Source organism: Pseudomonas sp. B21-035, from assembly GCF_024748945.1.
Lineage (GTDB): Bacteria > Pseudomonadota > Gammaproteobacteria > Pseudomonadales > Pseudomonadaceae > Aquipseudomonas.
This window is the reverse complement of record NZ_CP087179.1, coordinates 3,516,099-3,529,979: the sequence shown is the minus strand read 5'-3', so window position 1 is coordinate 3,529,979 and position 13,881 is coordinate 3,516,099. Positions and strand designations below refer to the sequence as shown.

Here is a 13,881-nt window from a genome sequence, read left to right as displayed (position 1 = left end):
CCGACTGGTTCAACTGCACGGTCGAAGGATCACCCCATGACAGCACCAGCAAACCCACTGCGTAGCGGCAAGGGCCATGACGCGGCGATCAGTCAGCAACAGGATGACGACCTGCAGCGCTGGGCAATCGCCCGCTCGGTGCTGCGCTCGATCGAGTCGGCGCCAGACAGCTGGTCGACCCGAATCGGCTTGTATGGCAAGTGGGGTTCTGGCAAGACCAGCGTGCTGAACTTCATTGAAGAGCAGGCGCGCATGCGCAATGAAAGCAAGCCGGACGGTATCACCTGGGTGGTCGTACGCTTTTCGGCGTGGGATGCCGAAGGCCGTGACGGGGTGATCCAGCGATTTTATCAGGCGTTGTTGGAGCAACTTGAAAAAGGCGCCTGGTCGGGCAAGTCATTCAAGGATCTGGGGCGTGGAATTGCCAGGCTACTGGGCAATGTTGCCGAGATTGGCAAGTCAGTTGTTCAAGTCATGGACCCTGTATCCGGGATGATGGTTAGCAAGGGCACCCAGATTGCCGAGCAAACGGGCCAGCTGCTGAGTTCAAAGCTGGCCTTCAACCGAAAAGAACTCGAAGCGCTGTGTGCCGAACTCGAGCGCACGCGCATCGTGGTGTTCATCGATGACCTTGACCGCGCCGACCCGACCGCAATCCCCAAGGCCATGCTGGCGTTGCGCGAGTTGCTCGACTGGCCCAGCTTCGCCTTCGTCCTGGCCTTCGACCTGGATGTTGTGAGCAAAGCACTGAGCCTGTACTCGGCCGCCTATGGTGAGAACGGCCAACGCTTTCTCGAGAAGATCATTGATATCTCCATTACCCTGCCGGAGCCTACACCAGAGCAGGCCAGGCGCTTGGCGTGGCGGGCATTTCGCGAATGTTGCCCGTTTATTCCCGAGGCAGCGTTCACGCGAATTGCGCAGTGGTTTCCTGGCAACCCTCGTCTGGTCAAAGCGATCAGCCGTGACCTGGGGCAGTTGAAGACGGTTGCAGTTCGCCACGGCGAAGGCGAACTCGCGTGGGATGCAATCATTTTGCAGACCATCATCAAGCATGAAGCCCCGAAAACCCTCGAACGTCTGGAGCCGTCCTTGCTGGGCCTCGGCGGGCGGTCGCTGCGCGGTGAAACCGAAGAAGAGCGGGAGGCGTTCGAACGCGAAGCCATTCAACTTTCGCTGGGATCAACAGTGCCTGATCTTGCGCCCGCTTTTAGGCGGCTGAAGAATCAGCTTTCAGCCCTTCATGATCTGCGAAAATTTACTGACCCCGCACGTGTACGGTACGAGATGGGGTTGTTGGCGCAGGAGCCGAGCATCACCCTTCAGGAACATCGGCGTTTCTTGAATGAATGGGCTGCTGACTTCGACGACCGGCGAATTGATTTGATCATTGAGGAAGGGGCGGACGCCGCTCAGTTCGAGGTGCGCGAAGCTGCCTCGAACCTGGTCTGGTTGACGATCGAATCATACTGCCAGGGCATGCGCGATCTGGCGTCCCAGGTTGATCAGCGTGTCTATGACCAGCAACTGCAGTCCCTTGGTGTTCAGCTCAAACTGCTTGAAAAAGTCTGGGGTGATACACCGCACGCAGCGCTTCGTGATGTAGCAGACCATTACGGCTTGTGCTGCAGCTTGATCGACGGCTTGTTGTCGCTGCGCGAGCGCGATGAAGGTCAGCCAGGGCAAGCGCAGTACCAGCGCGAAATTGCATTGGTGACAGCAGCGGCAACTACCTGCAGTGAGCGTGTACGGCTGTACGATTGGGCGATGGAAAAATTGCTTTCTGGCGGCATCGCGTCCGTGTTGAACATGCACAAAAAACCACGGCTCAACGACATCGCCAGCTTGCTCAAAGAGGATGCTGTAGCGGATTTGTTGACGGTGTTCGAGGCCGCAAATGGCGTCGAACGGTTGTTCAAGGACTCTTCGCCAGCGGCCATTCAACGACAGTGGCGCTTGCTTGCTGCCAAGTCGCCCTTTTACCAGGAGGCGGCTCAGGCCAGCCTGGTGGCACGGCTGGAAAGTATTGCCGATGACGGGCTGATCGAAGGCATCGTCGCCAGTAACATGCTTGATTACCTTGTGGCATTGGCGCTTCACAACCATAACAGTGCTGAGGGTGAGCGCCATGATGTGCAAAGGTTGCAGGCGCTGATACCTTTTGCCTGGGCGGCGGCGATGAAGGGTAGCGAGTACCACCGTTCCCCCCAGCAATTGCTCGGTAAATGGGACACGCTAGTCAATGCCGGCATCGACAAAAGCTGGATTGAACTGCCAGCAAACCTGGCAGAGCTGGACAGGCAACGACGCCGCTGAGTCATGCCCGTGGCCGGTAGAAAGCGGCTGCGCCAGCGGTGCAAACGGAGCAGCAGACCAGCGCTGCTCCCAGCGCCTGGCTCCAGCCGGCCAGCGCCAGGCCCGCGCCAATCAACGCGTAATACAACAACCCGAACAACGCCCCCGCCGTCCCCCGGCAATCGCCATACTCGATCAGCGCCGACCCCAGCAGCAACGCAATCGCCATGGCGAAGGCGCCGAGCATGAAGGCCATGGCCACCGCGATCAGCCAGTGCTCGCCCAGCAGCAGGATCGCCAGCGCCGCCAGCAGGTTCACCGCGCATGCCAGGTTGAGCAGGGTTGCCTGGCTGACACCCCGTGCCAGCAATCGCGCATTGAGGCGCGCGCCGAGCAGCGAGCCCAGCGCCAGCAGTACGCCGCTGTAGCCAAACAGGCTGTGCAACTGCAAACGCTGGAAAATGAACGGTGCCAGGCTGTACCAACTGAACACGCCGATGTTGAACAACGCCACCAGCAGCGTCGCCAGCAGCACCCGGCGATCACCGAGCATGCGCCGCAAGGTGCCGATCACACTGGCGTGGTGGGGCGTTTGCGGGCGGGTTTCCGGCATTAGTTGCCAACTCCACAGCCATAACGCCAGGGCCATCAGCAACTGCGCGGCGAGCACGCCACGGTAACCCAAGGCCTGGGTCAGCAGCGAGCCGCTGAGCACGCCAATCGCCGGGCTGATGGCCAGGAACATGCCGATCAGGGAAAACACCCGCGCCAGTTGCGCACCGCTATATGCATCGCGTAGCGCGGTTTGCGTCACCACCGAACCGACCGCTGCGGCGAACGCGGCGACGATGCGCGCGCCAAGCAGGCCGGCGAAATGTGTGACCAACAGGGCCGCCAGCGAAGCCAGGCCGTACAGCAGCAAGCCTGCGAGCAACGCCGGGCGTCGGCCCCAGAGGTCGCACAGGCGGCCCCAGACCAGCACGCCGACGGCAAAGGCGGCGAAATACAGCGACAGGGTTTGCCCCGCCTGTGCAGGCGTTACCCCAAAGCCCTGGCCGATATCCACCAGGGCGGGGCTGTAGAGGGTTTCGCCGATCTGCGGGAACATCAGCAGGGCCGTGGCCAGGGGCAACCAGGTGCGTTGGGTCATGAGCAGGGTCCCGTGGGTAAAAGGGCGCTCATGGTAGGCGGCGGGCGATGGGTGTATTGTCGCGGTCTGGTCTAGAAATAGTGAAAATCGGACAACCTGCATGGCCTGGCTGGAACCTACCGCCCTCTTCAACCCCGAGCACGTCGATGCGCCCATCGTCGGTATCTGCTCGGCCCTGGGCGAGCACGATTCCGGCGTCCATCAGCACCGTATGGGACAGGTGCTGTTCACCCGCCAGGGCTGTGTGCGCATCGATGCCCAGGCGCCGGACCTGCTCTGCCTGCTGCCGCCGACCCGCGCGGCCTGGATTCCCGCCGGCGTAGCCCATCGGGCGCGAATGCGGGCGACCGTGGACTATCGCTCGGTGTACCTGGACACCCGCCACTGGCCGCGTTTGCCGGATGAAGTGGTGATCCTCGACGTCAACCCGCTGCTGCGCGAACTGCTCGAACGCATCGCCCTGGCGCCGTTCGAAACCGACTGGAGCCAAGGCGCCGCCGCGCACCTGGCCGGCCTGTGCATCGCCGAACTGCAGGCTGCCGGGCAGCAGCCGATGCGCTTGCCGCTGCCCAGGGACCGGCGCCTGGCGCGCCTGGTCGAGAACCTTGAGCAGTTACCGCCGCCGCTGCAAGAGCTGGCCCGCACAGTGGGCGCCAGCGAGAAAACCATCGGTCGCTTGATTCGCCGCGACACTGGCATGTCCTACCAGCAATGGCGCCAGCAGTGGCGGCTGGTGCGGGCGGTGGAGCAGTTGGCGATCCATCAGCCGCTGACCCACGTGGCGCTGGAGCTGGGCTTTGCCAGCGACAGTGCGTTCATCGCTTTCTTTAAAAGCATGACCGGCAGCACGCCGCGGGCGTATTGCCGCTGAGCAGAAGAGCAGCCCAGGCTCAATCTTGCAGGTCGTCCTCGCTCATCCACTCCACGGCATCGGCCAGCGCCACTTCGGCCACCCACTCACTGAAACTGCGGGTCACCTGTTCATAGCTCAGCCGCGAGCGTAGCTCCAGCTTGTCGGCGAACGACAGGTGCGCGGTGATTACCTTGTCTTCGATCACCCCGTCGCGCACCACGAAGAAGGCAAAGTCTTCCCGGTCCTGGCGGCGGGCGAACAGGTAGACCTCGAAGTCCGCGCCGGTCTCCTTGGCAAAGGCCCGGGCGGCGAAGGCGTTTTTGCTCAGGTCCGGGCCTTGTTGCAGTGACGCCGGGGTGTCGCAGAAATACCACGGCTCCCAGTCGGTCAGGCCTTTGTGGATGAACCAGCGGTAGGCAAGCGGGTAGGGCATGGGGTTGGTCCGTCAGTGAATGCAGGCGCGCCGGTACTCGCCCGGCGTTACGCCATAGGCTTGCTTGAACTGCCGGTTCAAATGGCTCTGGTCGGAAAAGCCCAGGGCGAAGGCGACGTTGAACGGCAGGCAGTCGTTTTTCAGCAGTTCGCGGGCGCGACTCAAGCGCCGTTGCTTGAGCCAGGCATGGGGCGGCAGGCCGGTGGCCTGGCGGAACACCCGGGCAAAGTGGAAGGGCGAGAGGTTGACTGCCGTGGCCAGTTCTTCCAGCGATGGCGGGTAGGCCAGGCGGCTGTCCATCAGTTCCTTGGCCCGGGCCACGGCGCAGGGTTCGTTGCCGGGCGTGCGCGCGGTGCCGGCGCGGGCATGGCGTTGCACCAGCAACAGCACCGCTTCGCGCCAGGCGGTTTGTTGTTCCAGGGCACTGGCGCCGTGTTCGGCCGAGCAGTGCAGCCAGCTGAAGGCTTTGGCCAGTTGCGGGTCGTGCAGCACGCTGGCGTCAAAGCGCGGCAGGCCGTCGCGCTTGAGCTCCAGCTCGTCGAGCACGCCGGTGATGCGCTCGCTGTCGGGGTAAAAACCGCGATAGCGCCAGCCATCTTCGCTGGCCTTGGCACCGGTGTGCAGCTCGTCGGGGTTGATCAGCACCATGCTGCCCACCGGCGCCAGGTGTTCGCTGCCGCGGTGCCAGAAACGCTGGGCACCGGACTCGATGATGGTGATCACGTAGCCTTCGTGCACATGGGGAGCGAAGCGCTGCTGAAAATAACGCGCGTGCAGCATCTCGGTATCACCGAGCGCCGAGGCTTGCCAGAAGCGGGTCTGTTCCTTGTGTGCAGGGTTCATGGGCTGCCGTTCAACCACCAACGAAAGACAAAAAAGAAGGCCATGCTCAGCAGCATGCTGATCAAGGTGCTGCGGGTCAACAGCACCAGCACCACCGCCACTACCGAACCGACCAGGTACGGGTTGCTCAGGCTCAGGTCGAGCTGGTGCCCGGGCAAGAACACAATCGGCCCGCAAATGGCGGTGAGCATGCCCGGCACGGCAAAGCCGAGGAACTGCCGGGCATTGGAGCTCAGGCGCAAGGGCAGGCGCGGTTCCAGGAAGGCATAGCGGTTGAGGAACACCAGCAGGCCCATGCCGATAATCAGGGCGAAGATCATGCGCGTGCTCCACTGAATTTCTGGCAGACAAAGCCGGCGCTCATGCCCAGCAACCCGGCGGCCACCAGGCCGATGTCCCAGTGCCAGGCGCTGAACAGCACCGAGCAGAACAGCGACACCGCCACGCACACCACGGTGGGCAGGTTGCGCACCAGCGGCGCGATCAGGGCAACGAAAGTGGCGACGATGGAAAAATCCAGGCCCAGTTGGTCCAGGTGCGGAATGTTCTGACCGAGGATGATCCCGGCCAGGGTGAACAGGTTCCAGGCAATGTAGAACGTCAGGCCGACCCCCAGGGCATACCAGCGATTGAACTGCTGTTGGTCGTACTGGCTGGTGAGGGCAAAGAACTCGTCAGTGAGCAAAAAGCCCAGGCCCAGCCGCCAGCGGGTCGGCAGGCCCGACAGCACCGGGCGCATCGACAGCCCGTAGAGTAGATGCTGGGAAGTCAGCAACAGGGTGGTCAGCAGGATCGAGAACAGGTTGGCGCCGCCCTTGAGCATGCCGATTGCCACCAGTTGCGCGGCACCGGCAAAGACGATCGCCGACAGGCCCTGGCCTTCCCAGGGGCTGAGGTTGGCTTCGATGGCCATGGAACCGGCCAGCAGCCCCCAGGGAGCGACGGCGAGGGACAACGGCAGGATGGCGATGGCGCCACGGATGAAGGCCTGGCGGGCGAACGGCGGACTGGACATGGACGGCAGCAACAACCAATGAACAAGGTTGTACAGCATGCCAGAGGCGGGCGCCGCTGACTTGAACGATCTTGCTGTCAGCGGCGCGGCAGAGGGCTTGGCGCTCAGTAGTGGTTGCTGGCCAGGCGGCGCTGCGCGGCGATGCAGCCATTGATGTCCACCGCTTTTTGCCAGTAGGCCTTGCTCTGCGCCGGGTCGGCGCTGGCCAGCAGGCGGTAGACCTCGGCCTGGTAGTCGCGCTGGCGGCCCCACTGCATGGCCAGGCCCTGCGGTTGCTCGCGATGGCACAACAGGCGCACGGCCGGTTGCGGGTAGTAGGGGGCGTACAGGCTGGCCAGGTTTGGCACGCTTTCGAGCGCGTTGCGGTAGTCGCTACGGCTGTAGTTGGGGCACCAGTTCTCGATGCCCAGGGCCGCCGGGGCAAAGCCCTGGCCCATGCTGGCTTCGAGCAGCGGGCAGGCGGCAGCGGAAATCTGTGCTGCCGGCAGGTAGGTGATGTAGTAGAGCGCCAGGCGATACTGGGCAGCCGGGTGGTCAAGCTCCACGGCTTTTTTCAACAGGCTCACCGCAGGCGCCAGGGTGCGGCCCAGGGCCTGGCCTTGCTGGGCAAGATCCTGGTCGGTGGTGCTGGTCTTGAGGGTGAAGCTGGCGCTCTGGTTATCGGCCTGTTCCAGCAAACTCACGGCCTGGCGGTACAGCAGGTCGGCATGCGGGTCGATCTGTACGCCGGCAGCCAGTACCGAAGTCGGCAGCACGACGGCGAGCAGGCCGTGCAAAAGGGGCGAGCGGATCAAGGAAGTGCCTCTGGAGTTCGGGGCCGGGCGAGTATGCATGTTGGCTTGGAGACGACTGCGCTGTTCAGGGTTCAATCCGACTGTCCATAGTGTGGCTGGCCTGGGTGATAGCGCGCCATTCTAACCGCTCCGGGCCCGCGCCCGAAAGCGTAGCCCGTCAGGGCAACAGTTGCCGGATGTTGTAGGCCAGCCCGACGGCGGCGATGGCCAGCAGTACCACGGCGCTGATGGCGCTGATCAGGCGCCGGTCGAGGCGCTCGGCCAGGCGGCCGATGACCAGGATGTACAGGCCCAGAATGCCCAGGTCGAGCACCAGCCAGACCAGCGCCAACAGCATCAGGCTGTGGCTGAACTGCTCGGTGACCTGAATGAACTGCGGGAAGAAGGCGACGAAAAACAGAATGTCCTTGGGGTTCGACAGGCCAATGGCAAACCCCTGCCATAGCCCGCCCTGGCGCACCGCATGCGGCGCTGCGGCGTGCGCGGGCCGGCGCAGTTCGGCCAGCGCGCCGAGGCCCAGAAAGCCGATGAACAGGCAGCCAAACACGCTCAAGGCGCTAAGCAGCAGCGGGTTGATCGCGGCGCTGCTGAAGATCAGCAGCGCCGCCAGGGCGATCAGCACCAGTGACGCGCCGTTGGTGCCCAGGGCGGTCAGCAGTGCCTGTTTGCGCCCGGCGCGAGCGGTGGTGTTGACCACCAGCGCCACCACCGGGCCGGGGCTGGCGATCAGCAGCACAACGGTCAGGGCGTAGGTAGCAAGCAGGGCACTGTTCACGGGCGGGTCTCGAGGGCGTTTGGCGGGAGCGCAATTCTCGGCAGGCCCGGTCCGGTTGTAAAACGCCTGTTACTGTGGCCTTCTATTAGTTTTACTCATGCTAGAGGCGGCCATGACCGAACGCATTCCCGCATTGCAGGCGCTCAGGGCGTTCGAGGTGGCCGCGCGCTACGGTTCGTTCACCCGCGCCGGCGAAGAACTGGCCCTGACCCAGGGCGCCATCAGCCATCACATCAAAACCCTCGAAGGTCTGTTCGACTGCGCCCTGTTCGAGCGCCGCGGGCCGAAAGTGGCGCTGACCGAAGCGGGCCGGCTGCTGGCCCAGGAGCTGAAAATCGGCTTCAAGATCATCGAAAGCGCCTGTGGCCTGCTCAGGCAGGACCGCCAGCAACTGCGCCTGAAGGCGCCCTCGACCCTGACCGTGCGCTGGTTGCTTGGCCAGTTGGCGCTGTTCAAGCACTGTGAAGAGCACGCTCAGGTGCAACTGAGCAGCGTGTGGATGGACATCGATACGGTGGATTTTTACAGCGAGCCCTACGACTGCGCGATCCTGTTGGGCGACGGACATTTCGGCGCCGGCATCGCCAGCCTCAAGCTGTTTGACGAATGGCTGGTACCGGTGTGCCAGCCCGGTTACCCGGCAGACCTGGCCCATTGCGAGCTGCTGCACCCATCTCCCGACCGGCGCGACTGGCGGCGCTGGTTGCAGCGCACCGGGGCTGCGGCCATCAGCCTTGAGCGCGGCCAGCTGTTCGACACCCTTGACCAGGGCATCTCGGCGGCTCAGCAAGGCCTGGGTGTGGCCGTGGTCGACCTGTTGCTGGCCAGCGCCGAGCTCGCCGCCGGGCGCCTGGTCACGCCGTTTGCGCAGGCGGTGGCCACCGGCGAGGGCTATTACCTGGCCTGGCTGCAGGCCAGCCCCAAGGCCCGCCAGGTGCAACAACTGGGGGCGTTCCTGGTGCAGCAGGTGCCACAATTGCCTGCCCAAGGCTTTGATTATTTATATGACTAATACTGCGGCGCGCCAGCATCGGGCAGCAGGCGCGTGCTCATGAAGTCGATGAACACCCGCAGCCGTGGCGGCACTTGCCGCCCCGAGGGCCACAGCAGGTAGAAGCTGCCGCGGCGCTCCATGTAGTCATCGAGCACGGTCACCAGGTCACCGCGCTGCAACTGCTGGCGCACGGTGAAGTCGGGAATGCAGGTGATGCCGCGATCGCGCATGGCAAAGCAGATGCGCGTGTCGACGTGGTTGCAGACCATCGACACCGGGATCTCATAGGCGTGGCCGGCGGGCTCCTGACGCAGCGGCCACTGTTCGAGCTTGCCGGTGCTCGGGAAGCGGTAGTGCAGGCAGGTGTGGCGGGCCAGTTCGGCGGGGTGCGCGGGGCTGCCATTGCGCGCCAGGTACGCCGGCGAGGCCACCAGTACATGGTGAAAATGGCCAAGAAAGCGCGCGCTCAGGCGTGAGTCGCTGGGCGTGCCGCCGCGCATTACCACGTCAAAACCTTCGCCGATGATATCGACCATGCGGTCGTCGAAATCCAGGTCCAGCTCGATCTCCGGATACTGCGCCATGAACTCGCTCAAGGCCGGCATCACCAGCGCAGTGACTTGCGGCAGGCTGATGCGCAAACGCCCGCGCGGCACTTCACTGGCCTGGGACAGCTCAAGCTCGGTGGCCTCGATCTCGGCAAGGATGCGCCGGCTGCGCTCCAGAAACTGACTGCCCTCGGCGGTGAGGGTGATGCTGCGCGTGCTGCGGTGAAACAGGCGTACGCCCAGGCGGCGCTCCAGGCGCGCCACGCGCTTGCCAATGGCCGAGGCGCTGACCCCCAGCGACTGCGCAGCGCCGACAAAACTGCCGGTTTCTGCCACCCGCACGAACACCACGAAACCGCTGAGGCTATCCATCTGCATTTCCCGATTGCGGACACCCGTATCCGTTATGAGCGGAATTGTACCCGGCTTTTTCCGCAGTGCGCGCAGGCTTAAGGTTCGCCCATCTTTCCTACAGGAGTTTCACCATGACCCACATCAGCTGCAGCGCCGATGGGCCGGCCGCACTGGAGCAGCCCTTGCCGGTCAGCGGCCTGCTGGCCCTGGCCATGACCGGCTTTATCGCCATCCTCAGCGAAACCTTGCCGGCCGGGCTGCTTGGGCAGATCTCCAGCGGCATGCAGGTCAGTGAGGCGATGGCCGGGCAGATGGTCAGCGTCTATGCCCTGGGCTCGCTTTTGACCGCCATCCCGCTGGTGACCCTGACCCAGGGTTGGCGCCGGCGGCCGGTGCTGTTGCTGGCGATTATCGGCTTCTTGCTGTTCAACACGGTGACGGCGTTGTCGAGCTCGTACTGGCTGACCCTGGTCGCGCGCTTCATGACCGGTGTTGCCGCGGGCCTGGCCTGGGGCGTGATTGCCGGGCATGCACGGCGCATGGTCAGCCCCGAGCAGCAAGGCCGGGCCATGGCGGTGGCGATGATTGGTGCGCCAGTGGCCTTGTCGCTGGGGGTGCCGGCCGGCACCTGGCTGGGCGAGTTGCTGGGCTGGCGCATGACCTTTGCCCTGGTGTCCGGCGCGACCCTGGTGCTGGTGGCCTGGGTGCTGTGCAAGGTGCCGGATTTCGACGGCCATGCCCCCGGCCAACGCCCCGGTATCGCTCAGGTGCTGCGCACACCCGGGGTGCTGGCGGTGCTGCTGGTGATCCTCAGCTGGGTGCTGGCGCACAACGTGCTGTACACCTACATCGTGCCGTACCTGGCCTCGGTGGGCCTGGCGGCGAGCACCGGCATGGTCCTGCTGACCTTCGGCATTGCCGCCCTGGCCGGCATCGGCGTGGTCGGTGCGCTGATCGACAAGCACCTGCGCAACATGGTCCTGCTGAGTTTGTTCGGTTTTGCCGTGGTGGCGCTGGTGCTTGGTTTTGTCAGCCAGTCGGCGCCGCTGGTGTATGTCAGTGTCGCGCTCTGGGGCCTGACCTACGGCGGCGCGCCAACCCTGCTGCAAACCGCCAGCGCCGATGCCGCCGGGGAGGGCGCCGATGTCGCCCAGTCGATGATCGTCACGGTATGGAACTCGGCCATTGCCGCCGGTGGCCTGCTTGGCGGTGTGTTGCTCAGCCAGTGGGGCGTGGGCAGTTTCCCCTGGGTGTTGCTGGCGCTGATCGCCCTGGCCCTGTTGATTGCCGGTCGCGCCCATGGCCACGGTTTCGCCCCGGGCGCACGGGTGCCGAGCTAAGTTCGCCAGGCCGCCGCGCAGACGGGTAGAATCGGCGCATACACAGGCGTTTTCGAGGTTGCAGCGGTGGAGTTACAGCAGGGCTTTGTCCTGACCCGGCATTGGCGCGATACCCCGGCCGGTACCGTTGTCGAGTTCTGGCTGGCCACCGACCAGGGCCCACGGCGCTTGCGTCTGCCGCTGCAGACTTCAGTGGCGTTCGTCCCCGCCGAGCAGCGGCGCCAGGCCGAGGCGGTGTTGCGCGGCGAGCGCGAGGTCGAGTTGCGCGAGCTGGCCCTGCGCGATTTCGAACAACGGCCGGTGCTGGGCTTGTACTGCCGTCAGCACCGCCAGTTGATCCAGCTGGAAAAGCGCCTGCGCGCCGCCGGCGTGCAAATCTACGAAGCCGATGTGCGCCCGCCGGAGCGCTACCTGATGGAGCGCTTCATCACCGCGCCGGTCAGCTTCAGCGGCACGGCGGATGCCAGCGGCGTGTTGATCGACGCCCAGCTCAAGCCCGCCGCCGATTACCGTCCCACGCTCAAGCTGGTGTCGCTGGACATCGAAACCACCGAACGCGGCGAGCTGTATTCGATTGCCCTCGAAGGCTGTGGCCAGCGCCAGGTGTACATGCTCGGCCCGGCCAATGGCGACGCCGCAGGCGTGGATTTCGACCTCCAATACTGCGACAGCCGCGCTCAATTGCTCGAACGCCTCAACGACTGGCTGGCCGTGCACGACCCCGATGCGATCATCGGCTGGAACCTGGTGCAGTTTGACCTGCGCGTACTGCAGCAGCACGCCACCCAGCTCAAGGTGCCGCTGCGCCTGGGCCGTGGCGGTGAGGCAATGGACTGGCGCGAGCACGGCAGCCGCGCGCATTTTTTTGCCGGGGCGGCCGGGCGGCTGATCATCGACGGTATCGAAGGGCTGCGTTCGGCGACCTGGAGCTTCCCCTCGTTCAGCCTGGAGAACGTCGCCCAGACCCTGCTCGGCGAAGGCAAGGCGATCGACACCCCGTACCAGCGCATGGACGAAATCAACCGCATGTTCGCCGAGGACAAGCCGGCCCTGGCCCGCTACAACCTCAAGGACTGCGAGCTGGTGACGCGGATCTTCGCCAGGACCGAACTGTTGACCTTCCTCCTCGAACGGGCCACGGTCACCGGTTTGCCGGCTGATCGCAGCGGCGGTTCGGTGGCGGCGTTCTGTCATTTGTATATGCCCTTGATGCACCGCCAGGGCTTCGTCGCGCCCAATCAGGGCGAGCGCCCGGAGGAGGCCAGCCCGGGCGGTTTTGTCATGGATTCGCGACCGGGCTTGTACGAGTCGGTGCTGGTGCTCGACTACAAGAGCCTGTATCCGTCGATCATCCGCACGTTTCTGATTGACCCGCTGGGGCTGGTCGAAGGCTTGCGCGAGCCGGGCGATGAGACCTCGGTGCCAGGCTTTCGCGGGGCGCGTTTTTCCCGCAGCCGGCATTGCCTGCCGGCGATTGTCGAGCGGGTCTGGCAGGGCCGCGAGACAGCCAAACGCGAGCACAATGCGCCGCTGTCCCAGGCGCTGAAGATCATCATGAACGCCTTCTACGGCGTACTCGGTTCCAGCGGTTGCCGCTTCTTCGACCCGCGCCTGGCTTCATCGATCACCATGCGCGGCCACGAGATCATGCGCCGTACCCGCGAGTTGATCGAAGCCAAGGGTTATACTGTGATCTATGGCGACACCGACTCGACCTTCGTCTGGCTCAAGCGTGCCCATGACGAGGCGGACGCGGCGCAGATCGGCCGCGAGCTGGTGCAGCAGGTCAACCAGTGGTGGCGTGAGCACCTGCGCGACAGCTATGGCCTGGACAGTGCCCTGGAGCTGCAGTACGAAACCCACTACAAGCGCTTTTTGATGCCGACCATTCGCGGCGCCGAAGAAGGCAGCAAGAAACGCTATGCCGGCCTGGTGCAACGTGGCCAGGGCACTGAAGAGATGATCTACAAGGGCCTGGAAAGCGTGCGCACCGACTGGTCGCCGCTGGCCCGGCAGTTTCAGCAGGAGCTGTACGAGCGCATCTTCAAGCGCCAGCCTTACCAGCAGTACCTGCGTGAGTATGTGCGCAAGACGTTGGCCGGTGAGCAGGATGAACTGTTGATCTACCGCAAGCGCCTGCGCCGCCCGCTGGCTGACTACCAGCGCAACGTACCGCCGCATGTGCGGGCGGCGCGCATGGCCGATGACTTCAATGACCGTCAGGGCCGGCCGCGGCAGTATCAGAATGGCGGCTGGATCAGCTACGTGATAACCGTGGCGGGGCCGGAGCCGCTGGAGACGCGGCATTCGGCGATCGATTACGACCACTACCTGACCCGGCAACTGCAGCCGGTGGCGGATGCGATCCTGCCGTTCGTGGAGGATGACTTCACGGCGCTGATCGATCGGCAGATGGGCTTGTTCTAGCCGGACCTGCATGCACCGACACTGTGGAAGCTGGCTTGCCAGCGATGGCTGCGTCGCAGC

General features: G+C 64.4%; 13 protein-coding genes. 5 read left to right on the top strand and 8 right to left on the bottom strand.

Annotated elements, in window-relative coordinates:
- Positions 1–36 precede the first annotated feature (36 nt).
- Positions 37–2,316, top strand: a complete 2,280-nt coding sequence (locus tag LOY22_RS16000; RefSeq protein WP_258593924.1) for a KAP family NTPase — start codon at positions 37–39, stop codon at positions 2,314–2,316.
- 1 nt (position 2,317) lies between these two features.
- On the opposite strand, the gene LOY22_RS15995 is transcribed toward LOY22_RS16000, so the two are convergent.
- Positions 2,318–3,445, bottom strand: a complete 1,128-nt coding sequence (locus tag LOY22_RS15995; RefSeq protein WP_258593922.1) for a Bcr/CflA family efflux MFS transporter — start codon at positions 3,443–3,445, stop codon at positions 2,318–2,320.
- 100 nt (positions 3,446–3,545) lie between these two features.
- Here LOY22_RS15995 and LOY22_RS15990 point away from each other — a divergent pair, with 100 nt between their 5' ends.
- Positions 3,546–4,316 (top strand): helix-turn-helix domain-containing protein, encoded by a 771-nt coding sequence (locus LOY22_RS15990; protein WP_045194127.1) that lies wholly within the window; start codon positions 3,546–3,548, stop codon positions 4,314–4,316.
- Between the two features lie 19 nt (positions 4,317–4,335).
- Here LOY22_RS15990 and LOY22_RS15985 read toward each other — a convergent pair whose 3' ends face one another.
- From LOY22_RS15985 to LOY22_RS15960, 6 genes are all read right to left on the bottom strand, one after another.
- Positions 4,336–4,731, bottom strand: a complete 396-nt coding sequence (locus tag LOY22_RS15985; protein WP_093381488.1) for a hypothetical protein — start codon at positions 4,729–4,731, stop codon at positions 4,336–4,338.
- 12 nt (positions 4,732–4,743) lie between these two features.
- Entirely contained in the window at positions 4,744–5,574 is an 831-nt protein-coding gene (locus LOY22_RS15980; protein WP_045194125.1) for an AraC family transcriptional regulator, read from the bottom strand.
- Complete coding sequence (locus LOY22_RS15975) at positions 5,571–5,894, bottom strand: AzlD domain-containing protein (protein ID WP_093381490.1); 324 nt, start codon at positions 5,892–5,894, stop codon at positions 5,571–5,573. Before LOY22_RS15975 ends, LOY22_RS15980 begins: the two co-directional genes overlap by 4 nt.
- Positions 5,891–6,589, bottom strand: coding sequence for an AzlC family ABC transporter permease (locus tag LOY22_RS15970; RefSeq protein ID WP_045195646.1), 699 nt, complete (start codon positions 6,587–6,589; stop codon positions 5,891–5,893). Before LOY22_RS15970 ends, LOY22_RS15975 begins: the two co-directional genes overlap by 4 nt.
- 104 nt (positions 6,590–6,693) lie before the next feature.
- On the bottom strand, positions 6,694–7,422 hold the full coding sequence (locus tag LOY22_RS15965) for a hypothetical protein (protein WP_045195644.1): 729 nt from the start codon (positions 7,420–7,422) through the stop codon (positions 6,694–6,696).
- 118 nt (positions 7,423–7,540) lie between these two features.
- Positions 7,541–8,158 (bottom strand): LysE family translocator, encoded by a 618-nt coding sequence (locus tag LOY22_RS15960; protein WP_045194123.1) that lies wholly within the window; start codon positions 8,156–8,158, stop codon positions 7,541–7,543.
- A gap of 112 nt (positions 8,159–8,270) precedes the next feature.
- On the opposite strand from LOY22_RS15960, the gene LOY22_RS15955 reads away from it, so the two are divergent.
- Complete coding sequence (locus LOY22_RS15955; RefSeq protein WP_258593918.1) at positions 8,271–9,170, top strand: LysR substrate-binding domain-containing protein; 900 nt, start codon at positions 8,271–8,273, stop codon at positions 9,168–9,170.
- On the opposite strand, the gene LOY22_RS15950 is transcribed toward LOY22_RS15955, so the two are convergent.
- Positions 9,167–10,072, bottom strand: a complete 906-nt coding sequence (locus LOY22_RS15950; RefSeq protein ID WP_093381496.1) for a LysR family transcriptional regulator — start codon at positions 10,070–10,072, stop codon at positions 9,167–9,169. The two genes, LOY22_RS15955 and LOY22_RS15950, sit on opposite strands and share 4 nt — an antisense overlap.
- 113 nt (positions 10,073–10,185) lie before the next feature.
- On the opposite strand from LOY22_RS15950, the gene LOY22_RS15945 reads away from it, so the two are divergent.
- Together LOY22_RS15945 and LOY22_RS15940 are read left to right on the top strand one after the other, a co-directional pair.
- Positions 10,186–11,394 (top strand): MFS transporter, encoded by a 1,209-nt coding sequence (locus tag LOY22_RS15945; protein ID WP_093381498.1) that lies wholly within the window; start codon positions 10,186–10,188, stop codon positions 11,392–11,394.
- 66 nt (positions 11,395–11,460) lie between these two features.
- Entirely contained in the window at positions 11,461–13,821 is a 2,361-nt protein-coding gene (locus tag LOY22_RS15940) for a DNA polymerase II (protein ID WP_213604015.1), read from the top strand.
- Positions 13,822–13,881: the final 60 nt, after the last annotated feature.

Coding starts and splice junctions, on each gene's coding strand:
- LOY22_RS16000 (WP_258593924.1), top strand. CDS start 37: ATGACAGCACCAGCAAACCCACTGCGTAGCGGCAAGGGCCATGACGCG.
- LOY22_RS15995 (WP_258593922.1), bottom strand. CDS start 3,445: ATGACCCAACGCACCTGGTTGCCCCTGGCCACGGCCCTGCTGATGTTC.
- LOY22_RS15990 (WP_045194127.1), top strand. CDS start 3,546: ATGGCCTGGCTGGAACCTACCGCCCTCTTCAACCCCGAGCACGTCGAT.
- LOY22_RS15985 (WP_093381488.1), bottom strand. CDS start 4,731: ATGCCCTACCCGCTTGCCTACCGCTGGTTCATCCACAAAGGCCTGACC.
- LOY22_RS15980 (WP_045194125.1), bottom strand. CDS start 5,574: ATGAACCCTGCACACAAGGAACAGACCCGCTTCTGGCAAGCCTCGGCG.
- LOY22_RS15975 (WP_093381490.1), bottom strand. CDS start 5,894: ATGATCTTCGCCCTGATTATCGGCATGGGCCTGCTGGTGTTCCTCAAC.
- LOY22_RS15970 (WP_045195646.1), bottom strand. CDS start 6,589: ATGTCCAGTCCGCCGTTCGCCCGCCAGGCCTTCATCCGTGGCGCCATC.
- LOY22_RS15965 (WP_045195644.1), bottom strand. CDS start 7,422: ATGCATACTCGCCCGGCCCCGAACTCCAGAGGCACTTCCTTGATCCGC.
- LOY22_RS15955 (WP_258593918.1), top strand. CDS start 8,271: ATGACCGAACGCATTCCCGCATTGCAGGCGCTCAGGGCGTTCGAGGTG.
- LOY22_RS15950 (WP_093381496.1), bottom strand. CDS start 10,072: ATGGATAGCCTCAGCGGTTTCGTGGTGTTCGTGCGGGTGGCAGAAACC.
- LOY22_RS15945 (WP_093381498.1), top strand. CDS start 10,186: ATGACCCACATCAGCTGCAGCGCCGATGGGCCGGCCGCACTGGAGCAG.